We start from the raw sequence: 16,475 nt of genomic DNA, 5'->3' as shown, positions 1-16,475 counted from the left end.
CCGCGCCCCGTGAGTTCAGCCCCCACCCCTGCCGCCGGCGTCGCCGCGCTGGCCATCGAATTTCCAGAATCCCTGCCGGTTTCGGCGCGACGCGAGGAGATCGCGCGCCTGATCGCCGAGCACCAGGTGGTCATCGTCTGCGGCGAGACCGGCTCCGGCAAGACCACCCAGCTGCCCAAGATCGTGCTGGAGCTGGGCCGCGGCAGGATCAACGGCGGCAAGCTGATCGGCCACACCCAGCCGCGGCGCATCGCGGCCAGCAGCGTGGCCAAGCGCATCGCCGAGGAGCTGAAGACCCCGCTGGGCGAGGTGGTGGGCTACAAGGTGCGCTTCCAGGACCGGCTGCAGCCGGGCGCCAGCGTCAAGCTGATGACCGACGGCATCCTGCTGGCCGAGACGCAGACCGACCCGGTGCTGCGCGGCTATGACACGCTGATCATCGACGAGGCGCACGAGCGCAGCCTGAACATCGACTTCCTGCTCGGCCACCTGCGGCAGATCCTGCCGCGCCGGCCCGACCTGAAGATCATCGTCACCTCGGCCACCATCGATGCGGAGCGGTTTGCGAACCACTTCGCGGGCAGGAATGGCCCGGCCCCGGTCATCATGGTGTCCGGCCGGTTGTTCCCGGTGGAACAACGCTGGCGCCCCTTCGAGGAAAGCCGCGAATACGGCCTGAACGACGCCATCGTCGATGCGGTGGACGAACTCTGGTCGGGCCGCATCGGCGGCGACATCCTCGTCTTCCTGCCCGGCGAGCGTGAAATCCGCGAGGCGGCCGACCACCTGCGCAAGCACCTGGCGCACCAGCCGGCGCACCGGCACGCCGACATCCTGCCGCTGTTCGCAAGGCTGTCGCAGCAGGAGCAGGACCGGGTGTTCTCCACCGGTGGCGCGCCGCGCATCGTGCTGGCCACCAACGTGGCCGAGACCTCGCTGACGGTGCCCGGTATCCGCTTCGTGATCGACGCCGGCCTGGCGCGCGTCAAGCGCTACAGCTACCGCAACAAGGTCGAGCAGCTGCAGATCGAGCCGGTGAGCCAGGCCGCGGCCAACCAGCGCGCCGGCCGCTGCGGCCGCGTGGCCGATGGCGTGTGCATCCGCCTGTACGACGAGGCCGACTTCACGGCCCGCCCGCGCTTCACCGACCCCGAGATCCTGCGCTCGTCGCTGGCTGGCGTGATCCTGCGCATGAAGTCCCTCAAGCTGGGCGACGTGGAGGACTTTCCGTTCCTCGAAGCGCCGCCTCGCAAGGCCATCGCCGACGGTTATGCGCTGCTGGGCGAGCTGGGCGCGGTGGACGACGACAACGCGCTCACGCCCATTGGCCAGGAGCTGTCGCGCCTGCCGCTGGACCCGCGCGTGGGCCGGATGATCCTCGAGGCGCGCGAGCGCGGTTCGCTGGCCGAGGTGCTGGTGATCGCCAGCGCGCTCAGCGGCCAGGACGTGCGCGACCGGCCGCTGGAAGCCGCGCAGGCCGCCGACGAGAAGCACAGGAAGTTCGACGACGAGAAGTCGGAATTCATGGGCTACCTGAAGCTGTGGCACTGGATCGAGCAGGGCCGCGGCGTGCATGGCCATGCGGGCAGCGAGGCGCCGGTGGACACGCCCAAGCTGAGCAACCGCCAGCAGGAGCAGCGGCTGCGCGAGAGCTTCGTCTCGCCGCGGCGGGTGCGCGAGTGGCGCGACATCCATTCGCAGCTGCTGACGGTGGTGCGCGAGCACGGCTGGCGCCAGAACACCCAGCCGGCCACCTACGAGCAGGTGCACATGGCGATGCTGGCCGGCCTGCTGGGCAACATCGGCCTGAAGAGCGAAGAGGACGACTGGTACCTGGGCGCGCGCGGCATCAAGTTCTGGAAGCATCCCGGCGCGCACCTGAGCAAGAAGCCGGGCCGCTGGCTGGTGGCCGCGGAGCTGGTGGAAACCACGCGGCTGTTCGGCCGTGGCCTGGCCGCCATCGAGCCCCAGTGGATCGAGCGCATCGCCGGCCACCTACTGAAGAAGCAGCTGCTGGAGCCGCACTGGGAAAAGAAGGCCGGCGAGGTGGTGGCGCTGGAGCGGGCCACGCTGTACGGCATCGTCGTCTACAACAACCGGCGGGTGAACTATGCAGCGGTGGACCCGGCCGGCGCGCGCGAGATCTTCATCCGCGAAGGGCTGGTGCAGGACGAGTGGGACACGCGGCTGCCCTTCCTGGCGCACAACCGCAAGCTGATCCGCCAGGTGCAGGAGCTGGAACACAAGGCCCGGCGGCAGGACGTGCTGGTGGACGACGACCTGATCTTCGCCTTCTACGACCAGCAGCTGCCCGCCGACGTGACCAGCGGCCCGGCGCTGGAGCGCTGGTACCGCCATGCCGCGAAGGAGCAGCCCGAACTGCTCAAGCTCACCCGCGACGAGCTGATGCGCCACGAGGCCGCCGGCATCACCACCTCGGCATTCCCGAAGGTGGTGCGGCTGGGCGGCGTGGACTGCGCGGCCACCTACCTGCACGACCCCGGCGACGCCAAGGACGGCGTGACCGTGACCGTGCCCATCTATGCGCTCAACCAGGTGAGCGACGAGCGCTGTGAATGGCTGGTGCCCGGCATGCTGAAGGACAAGGTGCTGGCGCTGGTGAAGAGCCTGCACCAGCGCCCGCGTTCGCGCCTGGTGCCGCTGCCCGACTATGCGGCCGAGTTCGTCGCGACCGTGCCGTTCGCGCAGGGCAGCCTGATGGACGTGCTGCTGAAGGCGGTGCGCGACCGCACGCAGCTGGCCGTGCAGCGCAACGACTTCAAGCTGGAAACGCTGCCGGCCCACCTGTTCATGAACTTCCGCGTGGTGGACGAGCATGGCCGCCAGCTGGGCATGGGCCGCAACCTCGCTTCGCTGAAGGCGGAGCTGGGCGGCCAGGCGCGCTCGGCCTTCCAGGCGCTGGCGGGGTTGAAGCTGGGCAACGCCGCCGCGGCCGAGCCGGCTTCGGCGCCGGCAGGCAAGGGGGCCCAGCGCGTGCCCGCGCCTGCCGGCGACGGCCGGCCCGCCGCGCCGGCCGAAAACAAGCCCGCCGCGGCCTACACCGCCTGGACCTTCGGCGAGCTGCCCGAGCTGATGGAGATCCGCAAGGCGGGCCAGACGCTGGTGGGCTTTCCAGCGTTGATCGACAAGCGCACGCATGTCGAGATCGAGGTGTTCGACGAGCCCGACGTGGCCGCCGCCAGGCACCGCGCCGGCCTGCGCCGGCTGGTGGCGCTGGCCATCAAGGAGCCGCTGAAGTACCTGGAGAAGAACATCCCCGACCTGCGGCAGATGGCGGTGTGGTTCATGCCGCTGGGCACGCAGGAGGAACTGCGCGACCAGATCATCGACGTGGCGCTGGACCGGGCCTTCCTGGCCGACCCGCTGCCCACCGATGCACGCGCCTTCCAGGCGCGCATCGACGAAGGCCGGGCGCGGCTGAACCTGATCGCGCAGGAGGTGGCGCGCATGGCCGGCACCGTGCTCGTCGAGCATGCCGCGGCGCTGCGCAAGCTGAAGGACAGCCGCGCGCCCAAGGAGGTGGCCGACGATGTCACCGCGCAGCTTCAGCGGCTGGTGGGCAAGCGCTTCCTGCTGGACACGCCCTGGGCCGCGCTGGCCCACCTGCCGCGCTACCTGAAGGCGGTGGTGCTGCGGCTGGACAAGCTGCGCGCCGACCCCGCGCGCGATGCCCAGCGCCTGGCGGAGCTGCGCCCGCTGGAGCAGCGCTACATCCGCCGCATCGCCGAGTTGAAGGGCACGGCCGATGCGCGGCTGAACGAATACCGCTGGCTGCTGGAGGAGCTGCGGGTGAGCCTCTTCGCGCAGGAGCTGCGCACGCCGCAACCGGTGAGCGCCAAGCGGCTGGACAAGGCCTGGGCGCAGCTCAGCAGCTGACGACCCGGTTCGTCGTGGCAGACGCTCGCCATCGCCCGAGCCATGGCTGTGCCTGGATGATCAGCTATTCTTTTTCTATTCATCTTCGATTCATCTGCGATTCGTTTGTCATCCATTCGCCAGTCGACTCGTGGCGGTGCAGGTGTAGCATGCGGCCATGGAGACGCCCCTGCAGTTTGAACTTCTGTCGACGCTGAAGCAGCTCGGCGTGGCCAGCTCGGCGCAGCTGCAGGCGGCCACCGGGCGCAGCCAGCCGACGCTGTCGCGGCTGCTGCGTGGGCTGTCGTCCGAGGTGGTGGCCCTGGGCAGCGGGCGGCAGACGCGTTATGGGCTGCCGCAGCCGCTGCTGGGCGCGCCGGCGGTGCAGCCGCTGCTGTGGGTGCTGCCTGACGGGCAGGTGCAGCGCTGGGGCCGGCTCAGCTTCCTGCAGGGGGACCGGGTGCACGTACAGGCCGAGGGCGTGGACAGCCTGACGCAGGCCGGGTTGCCGTGGTTCCTGGCGCCGCTGCGTGCGCAGGGTTTCCTTGGCCGCGTGCTGGCCCGGCAGTGGGCGGTGCGCGGGCTCGATGCCAACCCCGAGCGCTGGTCGCTCGAGCAGGTGCTGGCCACCGCGCTCACGCTGCATGATGCCCCCGGCGCCATCGTGCTGGGCGAGCCGCCGGCCGCGGGCAGGGCGCCGGTGCCGCAACCCGGCGTGTCGCCCGACCTGGATGCCCTGGCGGATGCGGTGGCGGCCACGCTGCCGGCCGGGTCTTCCGCCGGCGGCGAACAGGCCAAGTTCCTCACCCATGAAGAAGCCGGTCATCCCCTCATCGTCAAGTTCACGCCGCCGCTGGCCACACCCTTCGGCGATCGCTGGCGCGACCTGCTGCAGGCCGAGGCACTGGCGCTGCAGGTGCTGGCCGACTGGGGCGTGCCAGTGGCCGCCAGCGAAGTGGTCGAGACGGGCCGGCGTGCCTTCCTGGTATCTCGGCGTTTCGACCGCCTGCCGGGTGGTGGCCGGCTGCATGTGGTGCCGCTGGACGCGGTGCACGATGCCTTCGTGGCCGGCGGCCGCCAGCACTGGGGCGCCACCTGCCATGCGCTGGAGCGCCAGCGGCGGCTGCCGGCCGGTGCCGGCATGCAGGCCGAGGCGCTGCTGCATTTCGGCCGCCTGATCGGCAACACCGACATGCACTTCGGCAACCTGAGCCTGGTGGTGCAGCCGCAGGGCGTGCCGGGCGGCCGCTTTGCCGGCCTGGCGCCGGTGTACGACATGCTGCCGATGCGCTGGCGGCCCGATGCGGCGATCGGCCTGGTCGACATCGAGCCGTTCAGCCCCGACGAGCTGGCCATGGGCTCACCGGCCCGCGCCCCGGCGCTGCAGTTCTGGCAGCGGCTGGCCGACCTGCCCGCGGCCTCGCGGCCGCTGCGCCGCACCGCGCAGGCGATGGCGCAGCGCCTGCGCTGAGCGCAGCCCGGGTCAGGTCGGCCGCACCACTTCCAGCAGCCGGTCCAGCCCGCCTTCGTTGATCGACACCATCGCTTGCGCCCGCACCTTGGGCTTGGCGTGATAGGCCACCGACAGGCCGGCCGCGCCCATCATCGGCAGGTCGTTGGCACCGTCGCCCACGGCGATGGCCTGGCGCGGCTCGAAGCCGTGCTCCGCGCACATCGCCAGCAGGGTGCGCTTCTTCTCCTCGCCGTCGCAGATGTCGCCCCAGGGCTGGTCGACCAGGCGGCCGGTGAGGTGGCCGTCCACCACCTCCAGCACATTGCTGCGCGCGGCGTCGATCTGCAGCCGCTCGCGCACCGCGTCGGCAAAGAAGGTGAAGCCGCCGGACACCAGCAGCGTCTTCAGCCCGGCCTCGCGGCAGGTGCGCAGCAGCACGTCGGCGCCCGGGTTCAGGCGCAGCCGCTCGTCCAGCACCGCCTGCAGCGCGGTGGCCGGCACGCCGGCCAGCAGCGCGACGCGGCGGCGCAGGCTGTCCTTGAAGTCGGTGATCTCGCCGCGCATCGCGGCTTCGGTGATGGCGGCCACCTCGGCCTTGCGGCCGGCGGCATCGGCGATCTCGTCGATGCACTCGATGTTGATCAGCGTCGAATCCATGTCGAACGCGATCAGCCGGAAATCGGCCAGCGCCAGCGGGGGTGTGAAACCCTGGATCACCAGGCCGTCAGCGGAGTCGGGTGCAGTCATTCGGTGGGCCGCGCAAAGCCCGGAATTCTAGGTGCGCAGCTTCAGCCCACCACGCGGAAGCCGCTCATCGCGCCCTTGAGCTTGTCCGATTCACCCTTGAGCGACTGCGCGGCGGCCGACACCTGCTCCACCAGCGCGGAGTTCTGCTGCGTCACGCCGTCGATCTGGGCCAGCGCCTCATGCACCTGGCCGATGCCCAGGCTCTGCTCCTGCCCGGCATGCGAGATGGCGCTCATCAGCGACGACGCATGCGTCACCCGCTCCAGCAGCTCGCGCATCGTCCTGCCCGCCTGGTCGACCAGCGCCGAGCCGGCGCCGATCTTCTCGGTGGAGTCGCCGATCAGCGTCTTGATCTCGCGCGCCGCTGTGGCGCTGCGCTGCGCCAGGCTGCGCACTTCGCCGGCCACGACCGCGAAGCCGCGGCCCTGCTCGCCGGCCCGCGCCGCTTCCACCGCGGCATTCAACGCGAGGATGTTGGTCTGGAAGGCGATGCCGTCGATCACGCCGATGATGTCGGCGATGCGCGCCGCGCTGGCATTGATCTCGCCCATGCGGCCTTCCACGTCGCGCATCAGCTGCTCGCCGCGGGTGGCCACGTTGCTGGATTCCAGCACCACGCGGTTGGCTTCCTCGGCATTGCTGGCATTGGTGCGCACCGTGGCGGCCAGCTCGTCCATCGAACTGGCGGTCTGCTGCACTGCCGAGGCCTGGCTCTCGGTGCGGGCCGACAGGTCGGCATTGCCGTTGGCGATCTCGTCCGAGGCGTTCTTCACCATCTCCACGCTGCCGCGCACTTCCAGCACCATGGCGCGCAGCTTCTTGCGCATGCTGTTAAGCTCGTACCGCAGCCAGGAGACTTCGTCCTTGCCCGGCGACTCGATCTTGGTCTCCAGGTCGCCGCCGGCAATGCGGATGACGGCCTGCACCGTGTCTTCCACCGAGCGCTTGATGCTGCCGCGGATGAGCATTGCGGCGATGGTGATGACGCCCAGCGCGGCGGCCGTGCCGATGCCGATCGACCACGCGGCGCCAACGGCGCCCAGCCCGTGGAGTTGGTGGGCGGCCGATCCGCCGATGCCGGCCAGGGCGGCCCCGGCCAGTCCAAAGCCGATCGTCGTCCTCTTCACGAGGCTGACCTTGCGCACCCAATCCATGACCGTGTCTCCTGCATCGAACCGCTGCCCGAACTACCACAGCACCGGGCCGGCCGTGCAGCCATATCGACGCGCCCGCCCAGCCGCTGAAGGCACCGCGGGCCGCCGGCGGCCGTGCCGGCGACGATTAGAGTGGCAAGCTCAGGAACACGGATCGCCAGATGAAAAAAGTGATAGATGTCGGCCTGCCGGCGCTGAATCAACCATTTTCGTGGGCCACCCAGGCCCAGGGGCTGCTGTTCACCGCGCACGGCCCGGTGCGGCCCGACGGCAGCATCGACACCGGCCCGATCGAGGACCAGGCGAGGCTCACCTTCGCCAACCTGCGGCAGGCGGTGCAGGCGGCCGGTGGCACGCTGGCCGATGTGACGCAGGTGCTGATCTACATGACCGACGTGCAGGACATGAAGGCCATCGACGCGGTGTACCGCGAGTTCTTCGAGGCACCGTATCCCAACCGCTCCAGCATGGGCGTGTCGGGCCTGGTGGTGCCAGGCATGAAGATCGAGATCGTCGCCTACGCCAGCATCGGTCCAGCCTAGCCCTCAAGCTTCCTTCGGCTGCCCCAGTGAGCGCAGCACGTCGCGGATCAGCTGCACGCGGTCCTTGACCTCGGGCGTGTCGCGTTCGATGCGCAGCTTGTCGTTGCCGGCCAGCTTGATGTGCCGGTTTTTCTGCACCAGCTCGATGATCTTCATCGCGTCCACCGGCGGGTTGGGGCGGAAGCTCACCACCATCAGCCGCGGCGCCGCGTCGATCTTGCTCACGCCATAGGGCCGCGCCAGCACCCGCAGGCGGTGGGTGTCGAACAGCGTCTGGCCCTGCGCCGGCAGCTTGCCGAAGCGGTCGGTGATTTCCTCCAGCAGCGTGTCGATCTGCGCCGGCGTGGTGGCCGTGGCCAGCCGCTTGTAGAGGTTCAGCCGCGTGTGCACGTCGCCGCAATAGCTGTCGGGCAGCAGGGCGGGCGCATGCAGGTTGATCTCGGTGGCCGCGCCGAACACGCCGCCCAGCGGGCTCAGCAGGTCGGGCTCCTTGCCGCTCTTGAGCGAGCGCACCGCCTCGCCAAGCATGTCGTTGTAGAGCTGGAAACCCACTTCCATCATGTTGCCGCTCTGGTTGTCGCCCAGCACCTCGCCGGCGCCGCGGATCTCCAGGTCGTGCATGGCCAGGTAGAAGCCGGAGCCCAGTTCCTCCATCTGCTGGATGGCCTCCAGCCGCTGCGCGGCCTGCTTGGTCAGCGCCTCCACGTCGGGCACCAGCAGGTAGGCATAGGCCTGGTGGTGGCTGCGGCCCACGCGGCCGCGCAGCTGGTGCAGCTGCGCCAGGCCGAACTTGTCGGCGCGGCTCATGATGATGGTGTTGGCCGAGGGCACGTCGATGCCGGTCTCGATGATGGTGGAGCACAGCAGCACGTTGAAGCGCTGGGCCACGAAGTCGCGCATCACGTGTTCCAGCTCGCGCTCGGGCATCTGGCCGTGGGCGATCGCGATGCGGGCTTCGGGCAGCAGCTCCTCCAGCTTGGCAGCGCGGGCGCGGATGGTGTCCACCTCGTTGTGCAGGAAGTAGACCTGGCCACCGCGCTTCAGCTCCCGCAGCACTGCCTCGCGGATGACGCCGGTGGTCTCGGTGCGCACGAAGGTCTTGATGGCCAGCCGGCGCTGCGGCGCGGTGGCGATCACGCTCAGGTCGCGCAGGCCTTCCAGCGCCATGCCCAGGGTGCGCGGGATGGGCGTGGCAGTGAGCGTGAGCACGTCCACCTCGGCGCGCATGGCCTTGATGGCTTCCTTGTGGCGCACGCCGAAGCGGTGCTCCTCGTCGATGATCAGCAGCCCCAGGCGCTTGAACTTCACGCTCTGGCTCAGCAGCTTGTGGGTGCCGATCACGATGTCGATGGTGCCGGCCTCGATGCCTTCCAGCGACGCATTGATCTCCTTGGTGGAGCGGAAGCGCGACAGCTCCGCCACCTTCACCGGCCACTTGCCGAAGCGGTCGGCGATGTTCTGGAAGTGCTGCTCGGCCAGCAGCGTGGTGGGCGCCAGCAGCGCCACCTGCTTGCCGCCCAGCACCGCGACGAAGGCCGCGCGCAGTGCCACCTCGGTCTTGCCGAAGCCCACGTCGCCGCACACCAGGCGGTCCATCGGCCGCGGGCTCACCATGTCCTGGATCACCGCATGGATGGCGGCGCGCTGGTCGGGCGTTTCCTCGAAGCCGAAGCTGGCCGCGAAGGCCTCGTAGTCGTGCGGCGAGAAGCGGAAGGCATGACCCTCGCGGGCGGCGCGGCGCGCATACAGGTTCAGCAGCTCGGCCGCGGTGTCGCGCACCTGCTCGGCGGCCTTGCGCTTGGCCTTGTCCCACTGCGGCGAGCCCAGCTTGTGCAGCGGCGCTTCCTCGGCGCTCACGCCGGTGTAGCGGCTGATCAGGTGCAGCTGCGCCACCGGCACGTACAGCGTGGCCTTGTCGGCGTACTCCAGGTGCAGGAACTCGCTGGCGCCGTCGCCCAGGTCGATGTTGAGCAGGCCCACGTAGCGGCCGATGCCGTGGTTCACGTGCACCACCGGGTCGCCGACCTTCAGCTCGGACAGGTCCTTGATCAGCGCCTCGACGTTGCTGACCTGCTCCTGCTTGCGGCGCCGGCGCGAGCTGGGTGCGGTGGAGAACAGCTCGGTCTCGGTCAGGAACTGGATCGACGCTTCCGGCGTGTGCCAGTGGAAGCCTTGCGCCAGCGGCGCGGCCGCGATGGCCACCTTCTCGTCGCCGGCCTCGAACTCGGCCAGGCTGCCTACGCTGGGCACGTCGATGCGGTGGTCGCGCAGCAGCTCCAGCAGGCTCTCGCGCCGGCCGTCGCTCTCGGCCACCAGCAGCACGCGAGCCGGCGTGTTCTTGAGGTGCGCTTCCAGGCCGGCCAGCGGCTCGGTGGCGCCGCGGTTCACGCTCACGTCGGGCAGCGGCCGCGCCCAGTCCACCGGCTCCACGCCGCGCAGCGACAGCGTGGGATGCGCATGCGTCAGCGCGAAGAAGTCTTCCGGCTTGAGGAACAGCTGCTCGGGCGGCAGGATCGGCCGCTCGGGGTCGTGCTGCAGGAAGCGGTGGCGGTCGCGGGTGTCGGCCCAGAAGCGCTCGATCGATTCATCCACCGTGCCGTGCAGCACCACCGAGGCCTGCTCGCCGAAATACTCGAAGATCGACGCCGTCTGCTCGAAGAACAGCGGCAGGTAGTACTCGATGCCCGCGGTGGCGATGCCGGCCGCGATGTCCTTGTAGATGCGCGACTTGGTCGGGTCGCCGTCCAGCTTCTCGCGCCAGCGGGCGCGGAAGGCGGTGCGGGCGGCCTCGTCCATCGGGAACTCGCGGCCCGGCAGCAGCCGCACCTCGGGCACCGGGTACAGGCTGCGCTGCGAATCGGGGTCGAAGGTGCGGATCGAATCCACCTCGTCGTCGAACAGGTCGACCCGGTAAGGCACCAGCGAGCCCATCGGAAACAGGTCGATCAGCCCGCCGCGCACCGCGTACTCGCCGGGCGACACCACCTGGCTCACATGCTGGTAGCCGGCCAGCGTCAGCTGCGACTTCAGCCGCGCCTCGTCGAGCCGCGTCTTCTGCTTGAAGTGGAAGGTGGTGCCGGCCAGGAAGCTGGGCGGAGCCAAGCGGGTGAGGGCGGTGGTGGCGGGCAGCAGCACCACGTCCACGTCGCGCTGGGTGGCCTGGTTGCCGGTTTGCGTGTGGCTCCACAGACGCCACAGCGTGGCCAGGCGCTCCGAGATCAGGTCCTGGTGCGGGCTGAAGGTGTCGTAGGGCAGCGTCTCCCAGTCGGGGAACACGGCCACGCGGATGCCGGGCGCGAAGAATGGCAGCTCGTCGGCCAGCCGCTGCGTGTCCGAAGGCTCGGCCGTGACGATGGCCAGCAGCCTGCCTTCGGCGGCACGGGCCTGGGCCAGGCGCGCCAGCATCAGCGCATCGGCGGAACCAGGAGGGCGGGGGAGGGTGAAGCGCTTGCCAGGCGCGATGGAAGGCAGGGGAACGGACGGCGAAGCCATCGCGAATTCTAGAATCGCCTCGATGACCCAGCCCGTCGAGCGGATGCCCCGCTGCCATGCCCTTGTTCCCTGCGCCGGTGTCGGTGCACGCTCGGGCGCCGATGGGCCCAAGCAGTACGTGCCGCTGGCTGGCCGGGCCATGGTGGCGCACACGCTGGCTGCGCTGGCCGCCGTGCCGCGCCTGTCGGCCACGCTGGTGGTGCTGTCGGCCGAGGACGATCTGTTCGAAGCTGCCGTGCCCTGGTTCGGCCGTGCGCCGAACCGCGAATGGCTGGCCCGCTGTGGCGGCGCCAGCCGCGCCGCCACCGTGGCCAATGGCCTGCAGGTGCTGGCCGACCGCGGCGCGCAGCCCGACGACTGGGTGCTGGTGCACGACGCCGCGCGTTGCCTGGTGCAGCCGGCGTGGGTCGACCGGCTGATCGACGCCTGCCTGGGCGATGAAGTGGGCGGCCTGCTGGCCCTGCCGGTGGCCGACACGCTCAAGCAGGCCGATGCGCAGGGCCGTGTGGCCGCCACCGTCGACCGCAGCGCCAAGTGGGCCGCGCAGACGCCGCAGATGTTCCGCATCGGATTGCTGCGCCAGGCGCTGGCCACCATCGGCGACGCACCCACCGACGAGGCCGGTGCCATCGAGGCGCTGGGGCTGCAGCCGCGGCTGGTGGTAGGCGACGCCGCCAACTTCAAGGTCACCTGGCCGGGCGATTTCACGCTGGCCGAACGTCTGCTGAACACACTGTAGGGAGTACCCATGACGATTGAAACCGAAGCCGACATAGAAGGCCTGCGCCGTGCCGGCGCGCTGGTGAGCGACGTGCTGCACAGCATGCTCGACGCCATCGAGCCCGGCATGCGCACCGACGAGCTGGACGCCATCGGCGCCCGGCTGCTGGCCGCGGCCGGTGCGCGTTCGGCGCCGCAACTCACCTACGGCTTCCCCGGTGCCACCTGCATCAGCATCAACGAAGAGGCGGCGCACGGTCTGCCGGGCGCGCGCCGCATCGCCAGGGGCGACGTGGTCAACATCGACGTCTCGGCCGAGCTGGACGGCTACTTCGCTGACACCGGCGGCACCCGTGTGGTGCCGCCCACCACGCCGGTGAAGACGCGGTTGTGCTGGGCCGCCCGCCATGCACTGGACGAGGCACTGGGCCAGGCCCGCGCCGGCCGGCCGGTGGCCGCCATCGGCCGCACCATCGAGCGCGTGGCGAAGCAGACGGGCTTCCGCATCCTGCGCAACCTGGGCAGCCACGGCGTGGGCCGCGCGCTGCATGAGTCGCCCGAGTTCATCCCCGGCTTTGCCGACCCGAGCGAGAAGCGCGTGCTGGCCGCCGGCATGGTGATCACCATCGAGCCCTTCCTGTCGACCCGCGCCCGCATTGCCGAAGACACCGGCGACGGCTGGACGCTGTCGGGCGGCGCAGGCAACCTGTCGGCGCAGTTCGAGCACACGCTGATCGTGACGAACGGCGCGCCCATCGTCGTCACGCGGCATTGAGCCGCAGCCCCCATGAACCGCCGCGGCCTGTCCGCGGACCACAGGACTTCCGTACATGACGACTCCCGCGATCCCCGCCCTGCGCATCGGCGAAGGCTGGGACACCCACCAGCTGGTCACCGGCCGGCCGCTGATCCTGGGCGGCGTGACCATCCCGCACAGCCACGGCCTGCTCGGCCACTCGGACGCGGATGCGCTGCTGCACGCGATCACCGACGCGCTGTTCGGCGCGGCCGCGCTGGGCGACATCGGCCGCCACTTTCCGGACACCGACCCGACGTTCAAGGGCGCCGATTCGGTGGCGCTGCTGGTCGAGGCCGTCAAGCGTGTGCGCGCCGCCGGCTGGGAGCCGGTGAACGTTGACGCCACCATCGTGGCCCAGGCACCCAAGATGGCCCCGCACATTCCCACGATGCGCGAGCGGGTGGCGGCCTCGCTCGGCATTCCGGTCGAGCGTGTGAACGTCAAGGCCAAGACGGCCGAGAAGATGGGCCCGGTGGGCGAAGGCCGCGCCATCGAGGCGCGGGCGGTGGTGCTTCTAGCGGGGAGCTGAACCCCGCTTCAGCTCATGGTGCGCGCTTGAGCCGCACATGGGCCACCAGCCCACCTTCGGCCGCATTCGCCAGCTCCAGGTTGCCGCCCATGCGCTGCAGCGACTTGTCGACGATGGCCAGGCCCAGGCCGGCGCCGGTGGCGGCGGTGCGGGCGGTGTCGCCGCGGTAGAAGGGCGTGGTCAGCTCGGCCAGCTTCTCGGGGGCCACGCCGCGGCCATGGTCGCGCACGCTCACCGTCACCCACGGGCCGGCGCGCGAATAGCTGACGTCGATGCGGGTGATGCCGGTGCCGGGCGTCTGGCCATAGCGGCGCGCGTTCTCGAACAGGTTCTGGAACACGCGGCCCAGTTCGGTCTCGTCGGCCATCACCTTGATGTCGATGGCCACCCGTGAGGTGATCTGCAGCGCCGGGTCGCGGAAGCCCGCGGCCTCGCGGTCGATCAGCATCGACAGGTGCACCGGCACCAGCCGGGTATCGCCCGGCCGCGCATAGTCCAGGAACTTGTCGATGATGGCGTCGAGCTGGTCGATGTCCATCGCCATGTTGCGCCGCGCTTCATCGTCGTTGACGCTCATCTCCGCTTCCAGCCGCAGCCGCGCCAGCGGCGTGCGCAGGTCGTGGCTGATGCCGGCCAGCATGATCGCGCGGTCTTCCTCCACCTTGGCCAGCTCACGCGCCATGCGGTTGAAGCCCATGTTGACCTCGCGGATCTCGCTGGTCAGGGTGTTCTCGTCCAGCCGCGAATCAAACTCGCCGTCGCGGATGCGGCTGGCCGCGAACGACAGCTCGCGCAGGGGCTGGTTGATGCGCCGCGCGATGGCCACCGAACCCACCAGCGTGGCCAGCAGCGCGATGCCCACCCAGACGAACCAGGTGCCCGGCGTCAGCGGCACCACGCGGGTGGACTCGGCCTGCAGCCAGTACAGGTCGTTCTCGATGGTGAAGCCCACCCACAGCCCGTCACGGCCGTTGACGGTGCGCGCCACCAGCGTCTCGGCGCCCAGCCGGTTGTGCAGCTCCTGGCCCACGCGGCGGGTGAAGCGGTCGACCTCGAAAGGCTCCCAGCGGTCACCGGGCTCGCGTGGCAGCACCCGCAGCGCATCCTGGTCGTCCATGGTCTTGACGATGGAGGTGCGGCTGATGCTGTCGGAGTAGCGCAGCGCCGCGCGGCTCAGGTTGACGAGCGCGGCGATCTGCTGCGCGGCCTGCACCGCGCGCGGCTCAAATTCGAGCGCGCGCAGGGTCTGCACCCACGCGAAGATGCCGCCCGTCAGCAGCAAGGCCAGCAGGACGAAGGTGCGCCAGAAGAGGCTGAGGGCGACATGACGGCTGCTCATCGGGCGCGATGATGCCCGCAGTCAGCGAAGAGAAAGCGCCTCAAGATCAGGCTGCGCCGTCCGGCACGAAGACATAACCGACGCCCCACACCGTCTGGATGTACCGCGGCTGCGCCGGATCGGGCTCGATCATCTTGCGCAGGCGGCTGATCTGCACGTCCAGGCTGCGGTCGAAGGGCTCGAACTCGCGGCCGCGGGCCAGCTGCGCCAGCTTGTCGCGCGACAGCGGCTGGCGCGGGTGGCGCACCAGGGCCTTGAGCATCGAGAACTCGCCGGTGGTCAGCGCGATCTGCTCGCCGTCCTTGGTCAGGCGGCGCAGCGACAGGTCGAACTCGAACGGGCCGAAGGTGACGGTCTGCGCTTCCTTGGCCGGCGCACCCGGGGCTTCCATCGCCGGGCGGCGGCGCAGAACGGCGTGGATGCGGGCCAGCAGCTCGCGCGGGTTGAAGGGCTTGGGCAGGTAGTCGTCGGCGCCCACCTCCAGGCCGACGATGCGGTCGACGTCCTCCACCTTGGCGGTGAGCATGATGATGGGCGTGACGTCGTTGGCCGCGCGCAGGCGGCGGCAGATCGACAGGCCGTCCTCGCCCGGCAGCATCAGGTCGAGCACGATCAGGTCAATGGTCTCGCGGGTGATGACGCGGTTGAGCGCCTTGGCGTCTTCGGCCAGCAGCACCTCGAAACCTTCCTGCGTCAGGTAGCGCCGCAGCAAATCACGAATGCGGGCATCGTCATCAACAACGACGATCCGGTCCGGCCGTGTGTTTGCGGGTGCGTTCATATGTGGACTCCAAACTTGTAACAGGCGCATTGTGCGCAGGAAAGACTAAGGGTTAACCCTTGTTCTGACCCGTGGTTACAAGTCTTTCGGTAACCAAAGGCCGGTCCGCCAGTCAACCCGGTGCCATGGCCAGCGGTTGTTGGCAGGGCGCATGCCCAGCGGAGAGCGGCCCCCTCCAGCGCAGGTGCCGGTCTGGCGCAGCCGTTGCGGCGTCACTTTTTCTTGCCCACAGGAGCTTCATGAAACCCACGATCGATCGTCCCCGCGCCACCATCCGCCGTTCGGCGCTGCTCGCCGCCCTGGTGGGCCTGGCGGCCTTCAGCGCCTCGGCCCAGCAGGCGGTGCTGCCCGCGCCGCAAGGGGTGCTCGGCTTGAACGCCAGCGCCAGTGTGGAAGTGGCGAAGGACCTGCTGACCATCACCTTCACCGCGACGCGCGAAGGGACGGATGCGGCCACGGTGCAAACCCAGCTCAAGCAGGCGTTGGACGCCGCGCTGGCCGAGGCCCGAAAGGCCGCCCGGCCGGAGCAGGTGGAGGTGCAGACGGGCAACTTCTCGCTCTATCCGCGCTATGCGGCCAAAGGCGCCATCAACGGCTGGCAGGGCACGGCCGAGCTGGTGGTGCAGGGCCGCGACATGGCCGCCATCTCGCAGCTGTCTGGCCGTATCTCGACGATGACGATCGGCCGCGTGAACTACGGCCTGTCGCGCGAGGCGACGCAGAAGGTGGAGGCCGAGGTCACCGCGCAGGCGATCAAGCGCTTCCAGGCGCAGGCCACCGAGATGGCCCGGCATTTCGGCTACCAGGAGGCCACCGTGCGTGAGGTGAACGTGCAGACCAACGAGGTGGGGTCGATTCCCATCGCGCCAAAGACCTACATGCGCGCCGCGGCCGCGCAAATGGACGAGGCCCTGCCGGTGGAAGCCGGCAAGAGCACCGTCACCGCCACGGTCAGCGGCACGGTGCAGATGAAGTAGCCGGCCCCCAACCTCCCTGCGCTCGCGCCCCCCGAGGGGGATCTCAGCCCCTTAGGGCGGCCCGGC

At 69.9% G+C, this 16,475-nt stretch carries 12 protein-coding genes; 7 read left to right on the top strand and 5 right to left on the bottom strand.

Annotated features, from left to right (window positions below):
- The first annotated feature begins 9 nt into the window (after positions 1–9).
- Positions 10–3,897 carry an ATP-dependent RNA helicase HrpA gene (gene hrpA, locus LRS14_RS05500; RefSeq protein ID WP_257798903.1) on the top strand — a complete coding sequence of 1,296 codons (3,888 nt, stop codon included), beginning with the start codon at positions 10–12 and terminating at the stop codon, positions 3,895–3,897.
- Between the two features lie 157 nt (positions 3,898–4,054).
- The gene (locus tag LRS14_RS05495) at positions 4,055–5,347 is read left to right on the top strand and encodes a HipA domain-containing protein (protein WP_257798902.1); all 1,293 of its coding nucleotides are present in this window, start codon (positions 4,055–4,057) and stop codon (positions 5,345–5,347) included.
- Positions 5,348–5,359: 12 nt separating this feature from the next.
- Here the strand turns inward: LRS14_RS05495 and serB are convergent, their stop codons facing one another.
- Positions 5,360–6,076, bottom strand: coding sequence for a phosphoserine phosphatase SerB (serB, locus tag LRS14_RS05490; RefSeq protein WP_257798901.1), 717 nt, complete (start codon positions 6,074–6,076; stop codon positions 5,360–5,362).
- 41 nt (positions 6,077–6,117) lie between these two features.
- Entirely contained in the window at positions 6,118–7,230 is a 1,113-nt protein-coding gene (locus tag LRS14_RS05485) for a methyl-accepting chemotaxis protein (RefSeq protein ID WP_257798900.1), read from the bottom strand.
- Positions 7,231–7,391: 161 nt separating this feature from the next.
- On the opposite strand from LRS14_RS05485, the gene LRS14_RS05480 reads away from it, so the two are divergent.
- Positions 7,392–7,772, top strand: coding sequence for a RidA family protein (locus tag LRS14_RS05480; RefSeq protein ID WP_046111408.1), 381 nt, complete (start codon positions 7,392–7,394; stop codon positions 7,770–7,772).
- Positions 7,773–7,775: 3 nt separating this feature from the next.
- Here LRS14_RS05480 and mfd read toward each other — a convergent pair whose 3' ends face one another.
- Positions 7,776–11,264, bottom strand: coding sequence for a transcription-repair coupling factor (mfd, locus tag LRS14_RS05475; protein ID WP_257798899.1), 3,489 nt, complete (start codon positions 11,262–11,264; stop codon positions 7,776–7,778).
- Between the two features lie 22 nt (positions 11,265–11,286).
- Between mfd and ispD the strand changes: the two genes are divergently transcribed.
- Genes ispD through ispF form a run of 3 tightly spaced genes read left to right on the top strand, consistent with a single transcriptional unit; the run spans position 11,287 to position 13,312 of the window.
- A complete protein-coding gene (gene ispD, locus LRS14_RS05470) occupies positions 11,287–12,003 on the top strand; it encodes a 2-C-methyl-D-erythritol 4-phosphate cytidylyltransferase (RefSeq protein ID WP_257798898.1) in 717 nt (238 codons plus the stop codon).
- 9 nt (positions 12,004–12,012) lie between these two features.
- Entirely contained in the window at positions 12,013–12,759 is a 747-nt protein-coding gene (gene map, locus LRS14_RS05465) for a type I methionyl aminopeptidase (RefSeq protein ID WP_257798897.1), read from the top strand.
- Between the two features lie 55 nt (positions 12,760–12,814).
- Entirely contained in the window at positions 12,815–13,312 is a 498-nt protein-coding gene (gene ispF / locus LRS14_RS05460; protein WP_257798896.1) for a 2-C-methyl-D-erythritol 2,4-cyclodiphosphate synthase, read from the top strand.
- A 13-nt stretch (positions 13,313–13,325) separates the two neighbouring features.
- Here the strand turns inward: ispF and LRS14_RS05455 are convergent, their stop codons facing one another.
- Complete coding sequence (locus tag LRS14_RS05455) at positions 13,326–14,651, bottom strand: sensor histidine kinase (RefSeq protein ID WP_257798895.1); 1,326 nt, start codon at positions 14,649–14,651, stop codon at positions 13,326–13,328.
- A 46-nt stretch (positions 14,652–14,697) separates the two neighbouring features.
- Entirely contained in the window at positions 14,698–15,432 is a 735-nt protein-coding gene (gene ompR / locus LRS14_RS05450) for a two-component system response regulator OmpR (protein ID WP_046111400.1), read from the bottom strand.
- A 239-nt stretch (positions 15,433–15,671) separates the two neighbouring features.
- Between ompR and LRS14_RS05445 the strand changes: the two genes are divergently transcribed.
- Complete coding sequence (locus tag LRS14_RS05445) at positions 15,672–16,409, top strand: SIMPL domain-containing protein (RefSeq protein WP_257798894.1); 738 nt, start codon at positions 15,672–15,674, stop codon at positions 16,407–16,409.
- Positions 16,410–16,475: the final 66 nt, after the last annotated feature.

Origin of the sequence: Aquincola sp. J276 (genome assembly GCF_024700035.1) — a bacterium.
Lineage (GTDB): Bacteria > Pseudomonadota > Gammaproteobacteria > Burkholderiales > Burkholderiaceae_C > Aquincola > Aquincola tertiaricarbonis.
This window is presented reverse-complemented; position numbering and strand designations above follow the sequence as displayed.

What these genes read in the sequence shown, in the direction of transcription:
- ispD (WP_257798898.1), top strand. Translation starts at nt 11,287, where the DNA reads ATGACCCAGCCCGTCGAGCGGATGCCCCGCTGCCATGCCCTTGTTCCC.
- ispF (WP_257798896.1), top strand. Translation starts at nt 12,815, where the DNA reads ATGACGACTCCCGCGATCCCCGCCCTGCGCATCGGCGAAGGCTGGGAC.
- LRS14_RS05480 (WP_046111408.1), top strand. Translation starts at nt 7,392, where the DNA reads ATGAAAAAAGTGATAGATGTCGGCCTGCCGGCGCTGAATCAACCATTT.
- ompR (WP_046111400.1), bottom strand. Translation starts at nt 15,432, where the DNA reads ATGAACGCACCCGCAAACACACGGCCGGACCGGATCGTCGTTGTTGAT.
- serB (WP_257798901.1), bottom strand. Translation starts at nt 6,076, where the DNA reads ATGACTGCACCCGACTCCGCTGACGGCCTGGTGATCCAGGGTTTCACA.
- mfd (WP_257798899.1), bottom strand. Translation starts at nt 11,264, where the DNA reads ATGGCTTCGCCGTCCGTTCCCCTGCCTTCCATCGCGCCTGGCAAGCGC.
- LRS14_RS05445 (WP_257798894.1), top strand. Translation starts at nt 15,672, where the DNA reads ATGAAACCCACGATCGATCGTCCCCGCGCCACCATCCGCCGTTCGGCG.
- LRS14_RS05455 (WP_257798895.1), bottom strand. Translation starts at nt 14,651, where the DNA reads ATGAGCAGCCGTCATGTCGCCCTCAGCCTCTTCTGGCGCACCTTCGTC.
- map (WP_257798897.1), top strand. Translation starts at nt 12,013, where the DNA reads ATGACGATTGAAACCGAAGCCGACATAGAAGGCCTGCGCCGTGCCGGC.
- LRS14_RS05495 (WP_257798902.1), top strand. Translation starts at nt 4,055, where the DNA reads ATGGAGACGCCCCTGCAGTTTGAACTTCTGTCGACGCTGAAGCAGCTC.
- LRS14_RS05485 (WP_257798900.1), bottom strand. Translation starts at nt 7,230, where the DNA reads ATGGATTGGGTGCGCAAGGTCAGCCTCGTGAAGAGGACGACGATCGGC.